Below are 18,871 nucleotides of genomic sequence, written 5' to 3'. Positions count from 1 at the left end.
CTTTTGAAAGGTATTCTAAGTTGGCTTAGAAACTTGCTTTATAGTGTTGGAACTTAGTTTGACCTAAAACATGCTGATGGAAAGGAGTGAGCTATGGAATACTTTGGTATATTTAGTCTATTTGGTATAATGGCCCTTATCATGTGGATGACAAGCTCAAGTAAGGTCAGGCAATTAGCAAGAAAAGTTAAAGAATAGACAAAAAGAACAAGGAAGAAAATACTATGTCACGTCTTATTACGAATTTGGTTGGGCAAAAGGTTGTCGTTCAATTAGAAGATGATCTTGGCAATTCAAAATGGACCATTATTGATACAGATGAAGAATGGCTTCATCTGTCACAGACCAATAGGAAGGGCAGTGAAATCAATAAATATGTCCATGTTGATGATGTCAAATCCATTCAAACAATAGCTCCCAAATAGGAGAGTGCCATGATTAAACTTAAAAATCGACTTAAAGAACTACGTGCTAGAGATGGCATCAATCAGACCCAACTTGCTAAATTAGCAGGCATTTCCCGACAGACAGTCAGTCTGATTGAGCGCAATGAATACACACCTTCTATTGTCATTGCTTTTAAGATTGCCAAAATTTTTGGTGAACCTGTGGAAAATGTCTTTAGTCTAGTGGAGGAAGAGAAATGAAACAGAAAAACAAAGTGGAAATGTAATGAGATTTTTCAAACAGCTGTTTATTGGAGGAATTATAGGAGCTGCTATTGGAGGCGCCACTGGCTTTGGGATAGCGTATTTTAACATTGATAAAAATGGCTTGCCCTTTACGCAGGCGTCTGTCATTTCTGTTTTTGTGATTGCTTTGCGAACCTTGTATTTGATTTCCTTGCTTGTATCGGTGGTTTATATCGTTAATGTCTTAAGAGATTTCAAGCAATATCAAACAATGGACGATAATGACTCAGAGGAACTTTATCGAGCTATGAATCGCAAACATTCTTGTGCGACAGTGTTTAACGGTGTGGCGACAGTGACTGCTATGGTTAGTCTCATTTTATCTGAAAAGGCAACACTTTTCTGTACAAAATTTATAAAGTGTTTTTATTAAGCAATGACTCGCCTAGTCATTGGTGTTTGGTAATTGAGACTGCCGTGGATGCGATGGTGATTCCACCAGTGGACATAATCCTTGGTTTTAAGGGTTAATTCTTCCAGAGAGTGGAAGGTTTCTTGGTTGATAAACTCAAGCTTAAAGGAGCGATAGGTGCTCTCAGCTACCGCATTATCATAAGGACAACCCGCTTGACTCAGCGAACGGGTGATGCCAAAGGCTTCTAACATCTCATCTATCAGCTGGTTATCAAACTCCTTACCACGATCAGAATGGAAGAGTTTGACCTTGGTCAGAGCTTAAGGGATGCTTTGAATGGCTTCTTTGACCAAGTCGGCGGTCTTGTGCCAACCAAGGGCTAGGCCAATGATTTCACGGTTGAAGAGGTCAATGATCAAGCAAACGTAAGCCCAACGCTTACCAATACGGACATAAGTCAAGTCTGTTACAAGAGCTTCAAGAGGATTTTCTTGGTTGAATTGTCTGGCTAGGAGGTTTGGAATGGGTGCTTCATTTTTCCCTTTAGACTGCGGTTTGAAGGCAGCCTTCTGGTAAACAGAAACCAAATTCAATCTCTTCATGATGCGACGAATCCGACGGCGAGACAAGGTGATCCCTTGTGCTTCCAGACATTTCTTGATTTTCCTAGCGCCGTACCTGGACTTACTGTCAAGAAAAATGCGCTTCACCATTTCTTCAAGTTGTGCCTCAGATACTGGCTCTACAGCTTTGTAGTAATAGCTGGAACGCGGAATAGTTAAACATCTACACATGGCTGAAATGCTGTATTTGTCCTTGTTAGCGGTGATTATTTCCCTTTTCGTGCCATAATCACCGCCGCTTGCTTTAGGATATCAACCTGCATTTCAAGCTCTTTATTTCGTTTTCTGAGTTCCATCAGCTCACGCTGTTCATCTGTCAGATTATCAACAGTTTTGAAGGAACCAGTTGTTCTTGCTTGTTTAACCCACTTGTCAAAGCTAGACGGGGTCAAGTCATACTCTTTGATAATCTCGCTTCGCTTCATACCTGCATTGTGAAGGTCAACAATTTGTTGTTTAAACTCATCTGTGAAATGACGGCGAATTTTTCTAGACATATCTGTTCTCCTCTTTTCTTTAGTGTAGAACACTTTATAGATTCTGTCTAGTTTAGTGTAACCGATTCAATCTTTTAAATTAACTTTTGGTAAGGATAAGGCAGAGTTCTTTTTCCCGATACTTGACTTTGTTTTTCTGATGATTGCTGCTGTTTTTCAATCCTACATTCTCAAAGTCTATAATCGTATTCGTGACATTAAGATGCCTCTTGTTCCAACTTTGAAAGAGCTAAAGCATAATGTCATGCAGATGGATGAAGCGGAGTTAGAGACCAACTACAAAATGTCTTTTGATATTGTCATGAATCTAAGTGGAGCTATTTTACCTGCTATTTACCTCATTCTTTTCTTCTGGTCCTTCATCACACAAGAGGTGGAGTTGACAGGAATTTTAGTAGCGACGAGTATTCATCTTTATATCATGATTAAGAGTTTCAAAATGACTAGAGAATATTATAAATAAATCAGAGGAGATTAAAATGAAAATTGTTTTAAATAGTATTAAAGTTATTGGATTGATTGTATTATCACTTGTTTGTAATATTATTCCTATGTATCTCTTGCAGTATCAAAACAAACTATCTTTGCCTGCTAAGTGGGGGTTAGGCTTAGCTTATATTGTTTTAATTATTTTGGTCATTTACTTCTTGTGGCAGGCTCACAAAAAGCATGAGTCAGCAGAAGTGGGAGAACAGAAAATGACAGCGAAAGACATTTGTATTGCTCTGCTATTTTTCTTAGTTGCTAGAGTAGTTGCCATTACAGGAACTTTAATCAATCAAATACTGTCTGGACAAAGTACGACAACCAATGATGCAGCTTTGCAAAGTTTAACGGCTTTCTTCAAAAACGGTTTCTTACTCTATGCACTTTTGTATGTGATTTTAGTTGGCATAGTTGGACCTATTATTGAAGAACTTGTTTATCGTGCTTTTCCTAGTCATCTTTGGTTTAATCATAGCCATAAGGTTTTAGCAGGTATCATCACAACATTTCTTTTTGCCTTTCCGCACGCAACAACACTTTTTGAATTTGTCCTTTATGCCTGTATCGGAGCTATCTTATATTTAGCCTATCAGCGTCGGGGCAACATTAAAGATTCCATGCTTGTTCATATTTTAAATAATTTGCCTATGGCGCTTTATTTCCTGTTCATAGCTTTGAAATGAAACATTTTTAATATTATACGAATAGAGTATCTAGTTTATCACTGGATACTTTTTATATTTTATTCATTTTCAACTTGACTTATGAATAAATATACGATAAAATAAACAACATCTTTATAAAGGAAGTGAATAAGTATGAAAGCGTCAATTGTAGGAATTACTGGATATAGTGGGTTAGAATTAGTCCGAATTTTGACTGGTCATCAGAAAGTTGAGCTTGTATCTGTCCATGCTACTAAGGGATTGGGAACGAAATTATCTGATATTTATTCATATTTAAAAGGAGTTTGTGATTTAGAAATTCAATCTTTTGATAGTCAAAAAATAATGGCGACAGCTGATTTGGTCTTTTTTGCAACCCCCAGTGGTGTTGCTAAAGATTTAGCTAAAGACTTCATTGCAGCAGATTTTCCAGTCATTGATATTTCTGGAGATCATCGTCTGCCTGCTGCTATTTATGAAAAATGGTATAAGAAAGCAGCAGCTGAGCAAGCCTCTTTGGATAAATTCACATACGCTCTGGCCGAATTGACAGATGTTAAAGGAAAGAAATTCATTGCTAATCCGGGCTGTTATGCGACAGCAACTGAATTAGCCTTGCTTCCTTTGGTGCAGGCCGAGGTTATTGATGTAAATAATATCATCGTGGATGCTAAGTCAGGGCTAACAGGAGCAGGCAAGGCCTTGTCAGAGTCCAGTCATTTTGTCAATGTCCATGATAATTACGTTACTTACAAGTTAAACTGCCATCAACATATCCCTGAAATTGTCCAAGAGTTGAAACGATTTGATAAGAACTTGGAACATATCCAATTTTCAAGCTCGCTTTTGCCTGTTAATCGCGGTATTATGGCAACCTGTTATGTGACTTTAAAGCGGCCTTTGAGCAATGAAGCCATTAGTAAAATTTATCAGGATCTTTATGCAGATAAGCCTTTTGTCCGCTTGCAGCAGAACTTGCCAGAATTGCATAATGTCATTGGTTCAAATTTTTGTGATATTGGTTTTGCTTATAATCCAGTAACCAATGTTCTAACAGTCATTTCAGTTATTGATAATCTGGTTAAAGGAGCAGCTGGTCAGGCTGTCCAAAATCTCAATTTGATGATGGGATGGGATGAGACAGAGGGCTTCCCGATGACACCTAGTTATTTATAAAAAGGATAAGAAAGGATTAGAACCTCAGTTCATCAACTTTAAAATGATGAGCAATGAAAACAATTGAGTGTGCTTGTTTTGGTCTTAGAGGAGAGCCATCTTTTAAGATATTACTTTGCAAGAGTGCTGCTTGTTAGGAGGTTGAAAGTTTACGATATGAAAATAATTGATGGGAATATTGCTAGCCCCTTGGGTTTCTCAGCAGATGGCTTACATGCTGGTTTTAAAAAGAGAAAAAAAGATTTTGGCTGGATTGTGTCAGAAGTACCAGCAAGTGTGGCAGGTGTTTATACAACCAATAAAGTCATTGCCGCACCGCTGATTGTTACCAGAGAGTCTGTGACAAAGGCTCAAAAAATGCAAGCTCTTGTTGTTAACTCAGGCGTTGCTAATTCATGTACAGGTCTTCAAGGAATGGAAGATGCTTATACCATGCAAAAATGGACAGCGACGAAACTAAAGATTGCTCCTGAATTGGTTGGTGTTGCTTCAACAGGCGTCATCGGTGACTTGATGCCCATGGATACTTTGCAAAAAGGCCTTTCTAAATTAGTGGTTAATGGGAATTCAGATGATTTTGCGCAAGCTATCTTGACGACAGACACAAAAGTTAAGACAGTGGCTGTAACAGAGCAATTTGGTCGTGATGAGGTTACTATGGCAGGTGTCGCCAAGGGTTCGGGTATGATTCACCCTAATATGGCAACCATGCTAGCCTTTATTACTTGTGATGCTGTCATTTCAAGCGAAACGCTGCAGCTGGCTCTTAGTCAAAATGTTGAAACGACGTTTAATCAAATTACAGTAGATGGTGACACTTCAACTAATGACATGGTCCTTGTCCTCTCTAATGGCTGTACCTTAAATCAGGAAATACTGCCAAATACACCGGAGTTTGATAAGTTTTCAGCTATGCTTCATTTTGTCATGCAAGAATTGGCTAAGAAAATTGCCAAGGACGGTGAAGGTGCTACTAAACTCATTGAGGTTGAAGTGATTAATGCTCCTAATAGTTTAGATGCTCGTATGATGGCTAAAAGTGTTGTTGGTTCTAGCCTTGTTAAAACAGCAATTTTTGGTGAAGATCCTAATTGGGGCCGTATTTTGGCGGCGGTTGGCTATGCTGGTGTCAATGTTCCTGTGGATAATATTGATATTTATCTGGCAGACATTCCAGTCATGCTAGCTTCTAGTCCTGTTGGTTTTGATGAGGAAGACATGCAGGATGTCATGCAGGCAGATGCCATTACGATTGTTGTGGATTTGCATGCAGGGGACAGTGTTGGTAGGGCTTGGGGTTGTGATTTGTCCTATGATTATGTCAAAATCAATGCTCTCTATCGGACCTAGCAGCTGAGCTATTTAGCAAAGGAAAAGAATGAAAGATATTATTGTTATTAAAATTGGCGGAGTAGCCAGTCAACAGCTGAGTGGGGATTTTCTCAGTCAGATCAAGGACTGGCAGGATGCTGGCAAACAGCTTGTTATCGTCCATGGCGGTGGCTTTGCTATTAATAAACTAATGGAAGAAAATCAGGTTGCAGTCAAAAAAATCAATAGCTTGCGTGTCACCAGTAAAGACGACATGGTTTTGGTAAGTCATGCTCTTCTTGATTTGGTTGGAAAAAATTTACAGGAAAAATTAAGGCAGGCAGGTATCAGTTGTCAGCAGCTAAAATCGGACATCAAGCATGTGGTGGCTGCTGATTATCTAGATAAAGATACCTATGGCTATGTTGGCGATGTGACGCATATTAATAAAAGGGTCATTGAGGGTTTCCTTGAGAACGAGCAGATTCCTATCCTTGCTTCTTTAGGCTATTCCAAAGAAGGGGATATGCTCAATATCAATGCTGATTATCTAGCGACAGCAGTAGCGGTAGCACTTGCAGCTGACAAGCTGATTTTGATGACCGATGTTAAAGGTGTTTTAGAAAATGAGGCTGTGCTGGAAAAGATAACAAGTCATCAAGTCCAAGAAAAGATTGATGCAGCTGTTATTACTGGTGGTATGATTCCTAAAATTGAGAGCGCTGCTAAAACAGTAGCCGCAGGCGTCGGGCAGGTTTTAATTGGGGATAATTTGTTGACAGGAACGTTTATCACAGCAGATTAATAGAAAGGAATTGGAGTTGAATAGAAGGGCAGGAATTCAGTTAAGGCAAAGTAGCATCATAAAAGGTGCTTTCTATTAATTGTTATAGTACTTATGCTCTAAAATTCTCTGCTTTCTATTCGTTCTCACTATTTTGGTTATGAGTAACTTATTTCAAAATTATAAAAGAGCAGATCTTGAGTTTGCCAAAGCAGAAAGTAATTATCTCTTTGATACACAAGGAAAAAAATACCTCGATTTTTCAACAGGCATCGGTGTGACCAATCTTGGTTTTCATCCGCAAGTTCAAGCTGCTTTGCAAAAACAGGCTGAGCAAATCTGGCACACGCCCAATCTTTATGAAAATAGTTTGCAAGAAGAAGTAGCTGCTAAGTTGATGGCTAATAAGGATTACTTAGCTTTCTTTTGCAATAGCGGTGCAGAAGCCAATGAAGCGGCTATCAAACTTGCCCGTAAGGCAACAGACAAGCAAGAGATTATTACTTTTCAGAATTCCTTCCATGGCAGGACCTTTGGCTCCATGTCAGCGACAGGACAGGATAAAATCAAAGTCGGTTTTGGTGATGCTGTCCCGCATTTTCACTATGCCGTTTTCAATGACTTGAACAGTGTGAAAGCTTTGGTGACAGAAAACACAGCTGCTGTTATGCTGGAACTCGTTCAAGGAGAGTCTGGTGTACTGCCTGCTGAGCATAACTTCGTAACAGCATTAGCTGATTACTGTCAGAAGAATGGTCTGCTGCTTATCATAGATGAGGTGCAAACAGGTATGGGACGGACTGGCAAGCTCTATGCTTTCCAGCACTATGGTATTGAGCCAGATATTTTTACGCTGGCAAAAGGTTTAGCCAATGGTGTCCCTGTCGGTGCCATGTTGGCAAAAGAGCAGTTTGGCAGTGCCTTTGGTCCCGGTTCGCACGGTTCAACCTTTGGCGGCAATAAATTAGCCATGGCAGCCAGTTCAACCGTTCTTGATATTATGACTAAGGCAGGTTTTTTAGAACAGGTTCGGGAGAATGCTCATTATTTACAAGAGCAGCTCACAGCTGCCTTGCAGGCTGCTGATAAAGTCATTCAAGTGCGCGGACTGGGTTATATGATAGGCATTGAAACGACGGCTGACCTCTGTCAGCTGGTTGAGGCTGCTCGCGACCGAGGTTTGATCGTCCTGACAGCAGGAACCAATGTTATCAGGCTCTTACCGCCGCTGACTCTGACCAAGGATGAGATCAATCAAGGCATAATGATTTTACAGGAGGTGTTTGAACAGCATAATTGCTAAAATAATAGTGATCAATACAATTAAAAAGAAGAAGCACTTATCAATATACCTAGCTCTAAAGCGAGACATTTGATAAGTGCTTCTTCTTTTTAATTTATTTGAATAATGATTGGCTTATTTTCCCATGAGATAATCGTCATCATGCATGGCTTCAACAGAACCAAGCAGGTAACCATTACCGACTTGTGAGAAGAAATCGTGGTTTGATGTTCCCGTCGAGATACCATTCATGACAATTGGATTGACATCATTGGCGGTATCTGGAAAAAGAGGATCCTGTCCCAAATTCATGAGTGCTTTATTGGCATTATAACGCAGGAAGGTCATGACTTCCTCAGTCCAGCCGACTGGATCATAGAGTGTTTGGGTATAAAGTTCCTCATTCTCATAGAGTTGGTAGAGTAAATCATACATCCAATCACGAAATTCGCTTTGTTCTTCTTCAGACAATTCATTAAAGCCAAGCTGGAATTTGTAGCCAATGTAGGTACCATGAACAGACTCATCACGAATAATAAGCTTAATGATTTCAGCCACATTGGCTAGTTTATTGTTACCAAGGTAGTAGAGTGGTGTAAAGAAACCTGAGTAGAAAAGAAAAGTTTCGAGGAAAGTGGAAGCGACTTTCTTTTGGAGAGCATTTCCATTTTCATAGATCTCATTAATAATCTTAGCCTTTTTTTGCAGATATTCATTATTATTAGTCCATTCAAAAATTTCTTCAATTTCTGATTTGGTATTAAGGGTTGAAAAGATAGAAGAATAAGATTTAGCATGAACAGATTCCATAAATTGGATATTGTTCAACACAGCTTCTTCGTGTGGTGTGCGAACATCGCCGCGAATAGCTTCCACACCTGATTGGGATTGCATGGTGTCTAATAATGTTAGGCCGCCAAAAACTTTACCAACGAGGTCTTTTTCTGCGGCAGATAATTTACGCCAGTCATCCAAGTCATTTGACAGAGGAATACGGGTATCCAGCCAAAATTGCTCGGTTAATTTTTCCCAAGTCGACTTGTCAATGACATCTTCGATTTCGTTCCAGTTGATTGCTTCATAGTAAGTTGTCATGTTTTTCTCCCTTAGTACATCGTACGCCCTGATTTGGTATCAGTTACTACTTCTTGAATACTATCCCAATGTTCAATGATTTTTCCCTTATCATCAAAGCGAAAGAAATCCATTGTGACGTATTCTTTGTTGTCTGGCTCGCCCCAAATTTGATGCGTGTGGAGTGCTACAAGATCCCCCTCAGCGATACTGCGAACAAAATTAACAGATTTGTCAGGATATTTTGTAGCCATATTCTCGAAATAAGCAATGAATCCTGTAGTTCCATCTTCAACTAAGGGATTATGTTGACGGTATTCTGAACCGACATATTGTTTTACTGCTTGTCGTGGATTACCTTCAAAGGCTGTTTTGTAAAATTGTATTGCAGTTTCTTTGTTTTTGTCTAATAGTGACATAGTAATACTTCCTTTTTTACCAACGTATTATATTCATCATAAAAATTCTTCTAGATCACACAGCTTTCACATTCATTAGCACCAACTTCATCACCATCATCAGTGAAGGTGCGGATATAGTAGATGGATTTGACACCCTTGTTGAAGGCGTAATTGCGCAGAATAGACAAGTCACGTGTGGTTTGTTTGCTCTCTGTTTTCCATTCATAAATGCCTTGTGGAATATCACTGCGCATAAAGAGTGTCAATGACATGCCTTGGTCAACGTGTTGTGTAGCTGCGGCATAGACGTCAATCACTTTACGCATATCCATGTCATAGGCAGAAGTATAATAAGGAATGGTACCTGTTGACAACCCAGCTGCTGGATAATAAATTTTTCCGATTTTCTTTTCTTGACGCTCTTCAATTCGACGGGTAATAGGATGAATAGATGCAGAAACATCATTAATGTAAGAAATAGAACCATTTGGAGCAACGGCAAGACGATTCTGGTGGTAGAGACCATCTTTCATAACAGCTTGACGAAGGGCTTTCCAGTCAGCAGCTTGTGGAATAAAGTGGTCTGCAAAAAGTTCTTTAACTTTGTCAGATTTTGGAACAAACTGTCCCGTCACATACTTATCAAAATAGGTACCATCAGCGTATTTTGATTTATCGAAACCAACAAATGTTTCTTGACGCTCGCGAGCGATATTATTGGATTCTACTAGAGTCCAATAGTTCATAAGCATAAAGTAAATATCAGTAAACTCGATGGATTCAGGACTGCCGTATTCAATGTGATTTTGTGCCAAATAAGAATGCAGTCCCATAGCACCAAGTCCAAAAGTATGTGCCTGCTTATTGCCGTTTTTAATAGAAGGGACAGCATCAATATGTGATGAATCTGTAACGAAAGTCAGAGCACGTGTCATGGCTTTTATAGAACGACCAAAATCAGGTGAGGTCATCATATTGACAACATTTGTGGAACCAAGATTACAGGAAATATCGGTTCCCATTTTAACAAATTCTTGCGCGTCATTGATTTGACTCGGTGTTTGAACCTGAAGGATTTCCGAGCAGAGATTGGACATGATAATTTTGCCATCAATTGGATTGGAGCGGTTAGCTGTATCAATATTGACAACGTAAGGATAACCAGATTCCTGCTGTAATTTAGAAATTTCAGTTTCCAAATCGCGAGCCTTAATCTTTGTTTTGATAATCTTAGGGTTGGCGACTAATTCATCGTATTTTTCAGTAATATCAAGATAGTTATAAGGAACACCATATTCACGTTCAATAGAATAGGGACTAAAGAGGTACATGTCTTCATTCCTGCGAGCTAATTCGTAAAACTTATCAGGAATGGTAATACCTAAAGAAAGTGTCTTAACACGAACCTTTTCGTCAGCATTTTCCTTCTTGGTTGAAAGAAAGGCCATGATATCTGGATGGAAGACATCTAAATAAACAACACCGGCACCTTGACGCTGTCCGAGTTGGTTAGAATAAGAAAAACTATCTTCAAACAGCTTCATAACAGGAACAACACCAGATGCAGCTCCGGCAAATCCCTTGATAGGAGCACCAGCTTCACGCAGGTTACTTAAGGAAATCCCAACGCCTCCCCCAATACGGGACAATTGCAAAGCGGAGTTGATCGAACGTCCGATTGAATTCATATCATCAGTCACTTGAATAAGGAAGCAAGAAACCAATTCACCGCGGCGGCTGCGTCCAGCATTAAGAAAAGAAGGTGTGGCAGGCTGATAACGCTGGGCAATCATTTCCATGGCTAAGTCATGAGCTAAATTCTCATTGCCATCAGCAAAATAAAGGGCGTTGAAAAGTACGCGATCTTCAATGCTTTCTAAGTATTCTTCCCCATCATTGGTTTTTAGAGCATATTGTTGATGAAATTTGTAAGCCGCCATAAATGATTTAAACTGAAAATCATAAGCATGAAGATCCTGAGACAGCTGTTCAATAAATTCCGACTGATATTTAGCAATAAATTCAGCTTCGATATAGTCATTAGCCACTAAAAACTGAATTTTATCAGTAATACTGTCAAATGTCTTGGTATTTGGCTTGACATTTTCTTTAAAGAAAGCTTCCAAAGCTTCCTTATCCTTATGAAGTGGAATTTGTCCATTAATAGGACGATTAATTTCATTGTTTAAGCGAAAGTAAGAGATATCGCCAAGATTTTTTAAACTCATCTATCTAATTCCTTATTATTTTTTTACATAAGAAGGGGGTTGGAAATTTCCCAACCTCTTTCTTTAAAATATAGTGACAAAACGCAAGGGTAAAAAAGTTTAATTGCCAAAGCAAATTGTGAGACATTCCCCAGTTCATTAGTTGTGGTACAGAAATGCCACAACTAATGAACTTATTGCTGATTTTGTTATCGAATTGCTTAAATAATGGTCTTCAATTTAGCAGGCTGAAATCCCGAGAAGACAAGATCGCCTGCTTCAATAACAGGAGCAGCAGTAAATCCTAGACTTTTGACATATTCGATTTTTTCTGGTTGTTCGTCAATATTGATTTCTTCAAAATCAGCGTTATGCTGTTCCAGAAACTTCTTAGTCATTTTGCATTGCATACAGTTATTTTTTGAAAAAACAGTAATTTTAGCCATTTTTTCCTCCTAAATTTTTTAACTTTTATAAGTTGCTTTATTAGCATATCTAAAAATAAGAAAAAAAGCAAGGGAAGTTGCTCAAAAAAACACAAAATATAGTACCAAAGTTTTCAAATCCCACAAGATATAGTGTTAGGTCCAATTGTCTATCTTTATGTTATAAAACATAACATAAAATGCAAGATTTTTCTTGTTTAATTATTCGGATAATTGTATAATTTTAATTAATTAAGAAAAAAGGAGGCTGATTATGATTAATTATGCATCAACTTTTACGTTAAATAAGCAAAAATATCACTATATTGATTTGGTAAAAGCTTCTAAAGACTATAATATAGAGCTTGATAGTCTCCCCTATACGATTAAAGTTTTACTTGAAAGTTTATTGAGAAAATATGATAACATTGATGTTAAAAAACATAACATAGAAACTCTTTTTCATTATAATTCAAAAGCTCCTCAAGGAGAAGTACCTTTTAAACCCAGTCGAGTCATTTTGCAGGATTTTACAGGTGTTCCTGTTGTTGTTGACTTAGCTTCTATGCGGGATGCTGTCGTTAAAAATGGTGGCAGTCCAGATTTAATCAATCCTGAAATTCCAGTGGATTTGGTTATTGATCATAGTGTTCAAGTTGATTTTTTTGGCAATCAAGACGCATTTGACGCTAATATTGATTTAGAATTTGAACGAAATAATGAGCGTTATGAATTTCTTAAATGGGCTGAAAAAACTTTTGAGAATTATCGGGCCATTCCTCCAGCAACAGGTATTATTCATCAGGTCAATATTGAATTTTTGAGTGATGTGATTATTAATAAGGATGGTTTCTTGTATCCCGATTCGATGTTTGGTACAGACAGCCATACAACCATGATCAATGGCATCGGTGTTTTAGGCTGGGGTGTCGGTGGTATTGAAGCTGAAGCAGCTATGTTAGGAGAAGCTTCTTATTTTCCCATTCCAGAAGTCATCGGTGTTCGTCTTTATGGAGAGCTTCCTAAAGTAGCGACAGCTACAGATTTAGCACTTAAGGTAACCCAAAAGCTTCGCTTGGAAAATGTTGTTGGCAAGTTTGTTGAGTTCTTTGGCCCCGGTTTAGCTGGCCTTTCTTTGGCAGATCGCGCAACGGTTGCCAATATGGCACCTGAATATGGTGCAACCTGTGGTTATTTTCCGATTGATAATGAAACCTTAAATTATATGAAATTGACCAATCGCTCAGCAGAACATATTGCACTAACAAAAGAATATGCTAAGCGAAATCATCTTTACCATGATATGACAAATCTGCCTTCCTACACTAAAATAGTTGAAATTGATTTATCAGCCATTAAACCTTCTATTTCAGGCCCTAAACGGCCTCAAGATTTGATTGAATTGGGTCAAGCCAAAGAAGAATTTCAGGCGAGTTTGGTACGTCAGTCTGGTGTCCGCGGTTTTGGTCTAGGAGCTGATGAGTTGGCTAAAAAGGCGACTGTTTATTTGGATGATGGTCAGGAACTGGAAGTCAAAACAGGTCATGTTGCCATTGCAGCCATTACTTCTTGTACCAATACTTCTAATCCCTATGTCCTTTTATCAGCTGGACTTTTGGCTAAAAAAGCAGTTGAGCGTGGTCTCTCGGTTGCCAAAACAGTGAAAACATCTTTAGCTCCAGGTTCTAAAGTGGTTACTGCTTATTTGCGAAAGAGTGGCCTACAACCCTATCTGGATAAGCTTGGATTCAATTTGGTTGGCTACGGTTGTACAACTTGTATCGGTAATTCAGGTGATTTAGTTCCAGAAGTTGTCAAGGCTGTTCAAGAGAAAGATTTATTAGTTAGTGCAGTTCTGTCAGGAAATCGGAATTTTGAAGGGCGGGTCAATCCGCTTGTCAAAGCTAACTTCTTAGCTAGCCCGTCTTTAGTTGTAGCTTACGCTTTGGCAGGTACTACCAATATTGACTTAACTTCTGAGCCTTTAGGCTATGACAAAAATGGTCAGGCTGTTTATCTTGAAGATGTCATGCCTGCAAAAGAAGAAGTACTGTTTTATATTGAACAGTTTGTAACGGCTGAATTATTTGAAGAAGAATATGGTCATATTTTTTCTGATAGTCAAAAATGGAATCAGATCGAAACAGAAAATTCAAAAAATTACCAATGGAATCAAGCTTCTACCTATATCCAAAATCCTCCTTATTTTGAAAACTTGGCAAATACTGAGAACAAAATAGACTTAAGTGCATTAAAGGTTTTAGCCAAGTTTGGAGATTCTGTAACCACAGATCATATTTCCCCAGCAGGTAATATTGCGAGAAATAGCCCAGCAGCTCGCTATTTAGAAGAAAATGGGGTGACTTATGCTGAATTCAATTCTTACGGTAGCCGTCGTGGTAATCACGAGGTCATGATGCGAGGAACTTTCGCAAATATTCGTATCAAAAATGAATTAGCTGATGGCAAAATCGGAGGTTACACAAAATATGAAGGAGAAATCTTACCGATTTATGAAGCTGCCATGAATTATAAGAAAAACGATGTTTCCACTATCGTTATTGCAGGAAAAGACTATGGTATGGGCTCTAGTCGTGATTGGGCTGCTAAAGGTGCCAATCTTTTAGGTGTCAAGGTCGTCTTAGCAGAAAGCTTTGAGCGGATTCATCGTTCTAATTTAGTCATGATGGGAATTTTACCTCTACAATTTCTTGATAGTCAAACGGCTGATAGTCTTCAATTAACAGGATACGAGACTTACACCGTGGAACTTCCTGAGCAGCCACAAGTTCATGATATCGTTAAGGTAAAAGCTATTTCTAAGGAAGGGACTAAAGAATTTCAAGTGCTCTTACGCTTTGATGCAGATGCTGATATTCGCTATTATCAAAACGGCGGTGTTCTTCCGATGGTTGTGCGTAAAAAATTGAATGGAGGTTAAGTCTATGGCAGAAACAAATGGCTTAAAGAACATGATTGCCTGTGATACAAGAATTAGTGCCATCAAGGATAATAAACTCTTGTATGCAGGTTATGATATTGCTGACCTAATGGACAATAAGGCTAGGTTTGAAGAGGTTATTTACCTCCTTTGGAATCTTCATTTACCAACAGCAATTGAACTGAAGCAATTTGAAGAGAAGTTACGCCAAAATTATGCGATAAGTGATGCCATCGAACAATGTATTCTCATTCAATCGCGCCAGCACCTGCACCCCATGAGCGTTTTGCGTTCAACGGTAAGTTTATTAGGCGTTTATCATTTAAAAGCTGAGGAAAGAAGTGTAGAAGCCACTTATGACCAAAGTATTCAGTTGATGGCCAAGATACCAACCATTATTGCAGCCTTTGCAAGATTGCGTCAGGGGCTGTCTCCTATCGCTCCTAGAAAGGATCTTGGTTTCGCTGCTAATTTTCTATATATGTTAAATGGCCGCCTTCCAAGTGAACTGGAGACTTTAGCTATGAATCGTGCGCTTGTTCTACATGCTGAACATGAACTTAATGCTTCTACCTTTGCAGCTAGAGTTTGTGCCTCAACTCTATCAGATATTTACTCTTGTGTAACAACAGCTATTGGAACCTTAAAAGGTCCCTTGCATGGTGGTGCCAATGAACGTGTATTTGACATGCTAAGAGAGATTCGTGCATACGGTGATGTTGACAGTTACTTGCAAGAAAAACTCAATTCTAAAGAAAAAATCATGGGCTTTGGGCATCGCGTTTATCAGACACAAGATCCACGGGAAAAATATTTGCGCGAAATGGCTAGAGAATTGACCAAGGGAACGGAGCGTGACATTTGGTATCAATTATCCAAAAAAGTTGAAAATTATATGAAGCAAAAGAAAAATCTAATTCCTAATGTTGATTTTTACTCAGCTACCGTTTACCATGTTTTAGGTATTGATAGTTCTATTTTCACCTTAATCTTTGCCATGAGCCGTGTTTCGGGTTGGATTGCCCATATTCAAGAGCAGCAAAAAAATAACAAATTAATCCGTCCGCGCTCTCACTATACTGGTATGAGGAAGTTACGCTATATTCCTATTGAAAGGAGATAAGATGGCAGAAACAGTAAGATTTGAAGAAGGGAAATTACAGGTGCCTGATAAGCCTATCATACCTTACATTGAAGGAGATGGTGTTGGTCAGGATATTTGGAAGAATGCGCAAATCGTTTTTGATAAAGCCATTGCCAAAGCTTATGGAGGTCACAAGCAGGTTGTTTGGCGTGAGGTTTTAGCTGGAAAGAAAGCTTATGATGAAACAGGCAACTGGCTGCCTGATGAGACTTTAGAAGTTATCAAGACGCATCTACTGGCTATCAAAGGCCCCTTGGAAACTCCTGTTGGAGGCGGCGTTCGTTCCTTGAATGTTGCTCTGCGTCAAGAGTTGGATCTCTTTGCCTGTGTGCGTCCAGTGCGTTATTTCAAAGGTGTCCCTAGTCCGCTTAAGCATCCTGAAAAAACGGCTATTACCATTTTTCGAGAAAATACTGAGGATATTTACGCAGGTATTGAATGGAATGCGGGTACAGCAGAAGTTCAAAAGGTCATCAACTTTTTACAAGATGATATGCAGATTAAGAAAATTCGTTTTCCTAAAAGCAGTAGTATAGGGATTAAACCTATTTCAATCGAAGGCAGCCAACGTTTGATTCGTGCAGCTATTGAATATGCTCTGACCAATAATCTGACCAAGGTAACTTTGGTTCATAAAGGAAATATTCAAAAATTCACTGAAGGTGGCTTTAGAAAATGGGGCTATGAATTAGCAAAACGTGAGTACGCTGCCAAACTTGCCAGTGGTCAATTGGTAGTTGATGATATTATTGCTGACAATTTCTTGCAGCAAATTCTGCTCAAGCCTGAGCGTTTTGATGTAGTTGCCTTAACGAATCTCAATGGGGACTATGCCAGTGATGCCTTAGCGGCACAAGTTGGCGGAATTGGTATTTCGCCCGGAGCTAACATTAACTATCAAACGGGACATGCTATTTTTGAAGCAACTCATGGAACGGCTCCAGATATTGCGGGTCAAGATTTGGCTAACCCATCTTCCCTTTTATTATCAGGCTGCATGCTTTTTGACTATATTGGTTGGTCAAAAGTCTCAGATTTAATCGTGAAAGCTGTTGAAAAAGCTATTGGAAATGGTCAAGTTACCATTGATTTTGCCAAGGCACTAGGGGTTGAAGCATTGACAACCCGTCAGTTTTCTGAAGTTTTATTGACTTATTTATAGATTTTTTAGAGAATAGGACAAAAATTGGTAATTCGTAATGAAATGGTAATTTCGATTTTGTTGGTTCACCTTCCGCAAAGTTGATTAGATATTGACATAAACTGACCTTCGTGATCTTAGATAAGTTCCAACTGTTTTTCAAACGATTGTGGACGCTACTTGCAGAGCAAAGGATACTTTAACAATTCAGTGGTCTATTAAAAGGTTAAGTTTAAAAGCCAAGTTGCGAAAATTCCAATAATTACTGTATTAGACGAGAACACTGCACAATAAAAAAAGGTTGGGATATTTTTATCTCAGTCTTTTCATTATTTTTAAATGTGTAAGAAAAGGGCTGTTATGGTAAAATTATTTTATAGAAGGACACTATTAAAAAACAAGAAAAATTTTTGACATCTTAATAGTGAAGGTAAATTCATGTGGTATTCTATATCGAATCTTGTTTTTCTCTTTTTTATTTATTCTTTTATCGGATGGCTTTGGGAAACAGTCTACTGTTCATTAAAAGATAAGCAGTTTGTCTATCGTGGATTTTTAGCAGGGCCTTACTGTCCTGTTTATGGTTTTGCGGTAACAACTGTTTTGTTTTTGACGAAACCCTTTCAGGAAAATTTGCCAATCTTGTTTTTTAGCGGTCTTATTATTGCGACAGTTTTTGAATATGTGGCGGCTTGTTTCTTGGAGAGGGTATTTCATATGAAATTATGGGATTACAGCCAAGAAGCAGGAAATATTAAAGGCCGAATTGCACCTCGCATTTCTTTGTTTTGGGGATTTGGTGTTGTTTTCTTGTGAAATTCATCCAGCCCTCAATTATGCAGCTGCTGGTAAGGGTGAATGCTTGGTGGGCTTTGGGTATAGCCCTGTTTATGACAATTGATTTTATTTGGACAGTGAGTGACTTGGCCAGCTTTCAGCGGGCAGCTTTATCTTTAGAGCAGAAAGTGAGCGCGGAAGGTAAGGATATTCAGGCATATTTAAGAGAAATCTGGGGAAATTTGGAAGAGGAAACAGACTTTTTTATCTGAGTCTCAGACAGTTTCATTTGCAGATTGAAAAGATGTTTCGAGAAAAAGGTATTCAGCCTTTTCGCTTCCATCAACGCCGTATGTTGCGCAATTACCACAAATTAAAACTCAAGGATGCTCCTTTTGTGACAGCTGTTCATAAGCAGCTGGCTTCTGTAAAAAATAAAGATTTCAGGAAAAGGTAGTTTTCTGATTTGACAATAACTGTCTTTACTGTTTTTTCATGGATTATTTTCAGAAAAAGTGGTTTAAAGATTGAAAATAAAAAAGCATTGTGCTATAATTTCTAATTGTAAGGGTTATCATTTGATAATTCAAAAAAACACATACTAAAAAAGGAGAACCATACTATGGCTTCAAAAGATTTTCACATTGTTGCAGAAACAGGAATTCATGCACGCCCAGCTACTTTGCTTGTTCAAACAGCGAGTAAGTTTGCCTCAGATATTACACTTGATTACAAAGGGAAAGCAGTAAACCTTAAGTCAATTATGGGTGTTATGAGCCTTGGTGTTGGTCAAGGTGCTGATGTTACAATCACTGCTGAAGGTGCAGATGCAGATGATGCAATTGCAGCTATTAATGAAACGATGACTAAAGAAGGATTGGCCTAAAGAT

Annotated in this window: 17 protein-coding genes and 2 pseudogenes; 14 read left to right on the top strand and 5 right to left on the bottom strand. The window is 38.6% G+C overall.

The window, feature by feature from the left end; genetic code table 11:
- Positions 1–224: 224 nt before the first annotated feature.
- Genes SRT_RS07140 through SRT_RS07130 form a run of 3 tightly spaced genes read left to right on the top strand, consistent with a single transcriptional unit; the run spans position 225 to position 1,065 of the window.
- Complete coding sequence (locus SRT_RS07140; RefSeq protein ID WP_128833575.1) at positions 225–425, top strand: hypothetical protein; 201 nt, start codon at positions 225–227, stop codon at positions 423–425.
- Between the two features lie 9 nt (positions 426–434).
- Entirely contained in the window at positions 435–647 is a 213-nt protein-coding gene (locus SRT_RS07135; protein WP_128833574.1) for a helix-turn-helix transcriptional regulator, read from the top strand.
- 25 nt (positions 648–672) lie between these two features.
- Positions 673–1,065: a DUF3169 family protein gene (locus SRT_RS07130; RefSeq protein WP_223213934.1), complete on the top strand. Its 393-nt coding sequence runs from the start codon at positions 673–675 to the stop codon at positions 1,063–1,065.
- Here SRT_RS07130 and SRT_RS07125 read toward each other — a convergent pair.
- Positions 1,062–2,167, bottom strand: a pseudogene (locus SRT_RS07125) (IS3 family transposase). The gene SRT_RS07130 and the pseudogene SRT_RS07125 overlap by 4 nt on opposite strands.
- Before the next feature lie 139 nt (positions 2,168–2,306).
- Between SRT_RS07125 and SRT_RS07120 the strand changes: the two are divergent.
- From SRT_RS07120 to SRT_RS07095, 6 genes are all read left to right on the top strand, one after another.
- Entirely contained in the window at positions 2,307–2,630 is a 324-nt protein-coding gene (locus SRT_RS07120) for a DUF3169 family protein (protein WP_128833573.1), read from the top strand.
- A 16-nt stretch (positions 2,631–2,646) separates the two neighbouring features.
- The gene (locus SRT_RS07115) at positions 2,647–3,336 is read left to right on the top strand and encodes a CPBP family intramembrane glutamic endopeptidase (RefSeq protein ID WP_128833572.1); all 690 of its coding nucleotides are present in this window, start codon (positions 2,647–2,649) and stop codon (positions 3,334–3,336) included.
- 135 nt (positions 3,337–3,471) lie between these two features.
- Positions 3,472–4,494, top strand: a complete 1,023-nt coding sequence (argC, locus tag SRT_RS07110) for an N-acetyl-gamma-glutamyl-phosphate reductase (RefSeq protein WP_128833571.1) — start codon at positions 3,472–3,474, stop codon at positions 4,492–4,494.
- A gap of 156 nt (positions 4,495–4,650) precedes the next feature.
- Positions 4,651–5,844, top strand: coding sequence for a bifunctional glutamate N-acetyltransferase/amino-acid acetyltransferase ArgJ (argJ, locus tag SRT_RS07105; RefSeq protein ID WP_128833570.1), 1,194 nt, complete (start codon positions 4,651–4,653; stop codon positions 5,842–5,844).
- Between the two features lie 28 nt (positions 5,845–5,872).
- Positions 5,873–6,610, top strand: coding sequence for an acetylglutamate kinase (gene argB, locus SRT_RS07100; protein WP_128833569.1), 738 nt, complete (start codon positions 5,873–5,875; stop codon positions 6,608–6,610).
- A 139-nt stretch (positions 6,611–6,749) separates the two neighbouring features.
- Positions 6,750–7,892, top strand: a complete 1,143-nt coding sequence (locus tag SRT_RS07095; RefSeq protein WP_128833568.1) for an acetylornithine transaminase — start codon at positions 6,750–6,752, stop codon at positions 7,890–7,892.
- 114 nt (positions 7,893–8,006) lie between these two features.
- Here the strand turns inward: SRT_RS07095 and nrdF are convergent, their stop codons facing one another.
- The 4 genes from nrdF to SRT_RS07075 all read right to left on the bottom strand — a co-directional run bounded on the left by nrdF (position 8,007) and on the right by SRT_RS07075 (position 11,999).
- Positions 8,007–8,966, bottom strand: a complete 960-nt coding sequence (gene nrdF / locus SRT_RS07090; protein WP_002268821.1) for a class 1b ribonucleoside-diphosphate reductase subunit beta — start codon at positions 8,964–8,966, stop codon at positions 8,007–8,009.
- A gap of 11 nt (positions 8,967–8,977) precedes the next feature.
- Positions 8,978–9,364, bottom strand: a complete 387-nt coding sequence (locus tag SRT_RS07085) for a nuclear transport factor 2 family protein (protein ID WP_128833567.1) — start codon at positions 9,362–9,364, stop codon at positions 8,978–8,980.
- A 50-nt stretch (positions 9,365–9,414) separates the two neighbouring features.
- Positions 9,415–11,574 carry a class 1b ribonucleoside-diphosphate reductase subunit alpha gene (gene nrdE, locus SRT_RS07080; RefSeq protein ID WP_128833566.1) on the bottom strand — a complete coding sequence of 720 codons (2,160 nt, stop codon included), beginning with the start codon at positions 11,572–11,574 and terminating at the stop codon, positions 9,415–9,417.
- A 200-nt stretch (positions 11,575–11,774) separates the two neighbouring features.
- Entirely contained in the window at positions 11,775–11,999 is a 225-nt protein-coding gene (locus SRT_RS07075; protein ID WP_002265418.1) for a redoxin NrdH, read from the bottom strand.
- Positions 12,000–12,252: 253 nt separating this feature from the next.
- On the opposite strand from SRT_RS07075, the gene acnA reads away from it, so the two are divergent.
- The 5 genes and pseudogenes from acnA (at position 12,253) to SRT_RS07050 (ending at position 18,867) form a co-directional block, all read left to right on the top strand.
- A complete protein-coding gene (gene acnA / locus SRT_RS07070) occupies positions 12,253–14,919 on the top strand; it encodes an aconitate hydratase AcnA (RefSeq protein WP_128833565.1) in 2,667 nt (888 codons plus the stop codon).
- Positions 14,920–14,923: 4 nt separating this feature from the next.
- Positions 14,924–16,042, top strand: coding sequence for a citrate synthase (locus SRT_RS07065; protein ID WP_128833564.1), 1,119 nt, complete (start codon positions 14,924–14,926; stop codon positions 16,040–16,042).
- Position 16,043: 1 nt separating this feature from the next.
- The gene (gene icd, locus SRT_RS07060; RefSeq protein WP_128833563.1) at positions 16,044–17,225 is read left to right on the top strand and encodes an NADP-dependent isocitrate dehydrogenase; all 1,182 of its coding nucleotides are present in this window, start codon (positions 16,044–16,046) and stop codon (positions 17,223–17,225) included.
- A gap of 417 nt (positions 17,226–17,642) precedes the next feature.
- Positions 17,643–18,438, top strand: a pseudogene (locus SRT_RS07055) (putative ABC transporter permease).
- A 165-nt stretch (positions 18,439–18,603) separates the two neighbouring features.
- Positions 18,604–18,867 (top strand): phosphocarrier protein HPr, encoded by a 264-nt coding sequence (locus tag SRT_RS07050; RefSeq protein WP_002262984.1) that lies wholly within the window; start codon positions 18,604–18,606, stop codon positions 18,865–18,867.
- Positions 18,868–18,871: the final 4 nt, after the last annotated feature.

Origin of the sequence: Streptococcus troglodytae, assembly GCF_002355215.1 — a bacterium.
In the GTDB taxonomy this organism is placed as follows: domain Bacteria; phylum Bacillota; class Bacilli; order Lactobacillales; family Streptococcaceae; genus Streptococcus; species Streptococcus troglodytae.
The sequence above is the reverse complement of the archived record's forward strand: the minus strand, read 5'-3'. Positions and strand labels throughout refer to the sequence as shown.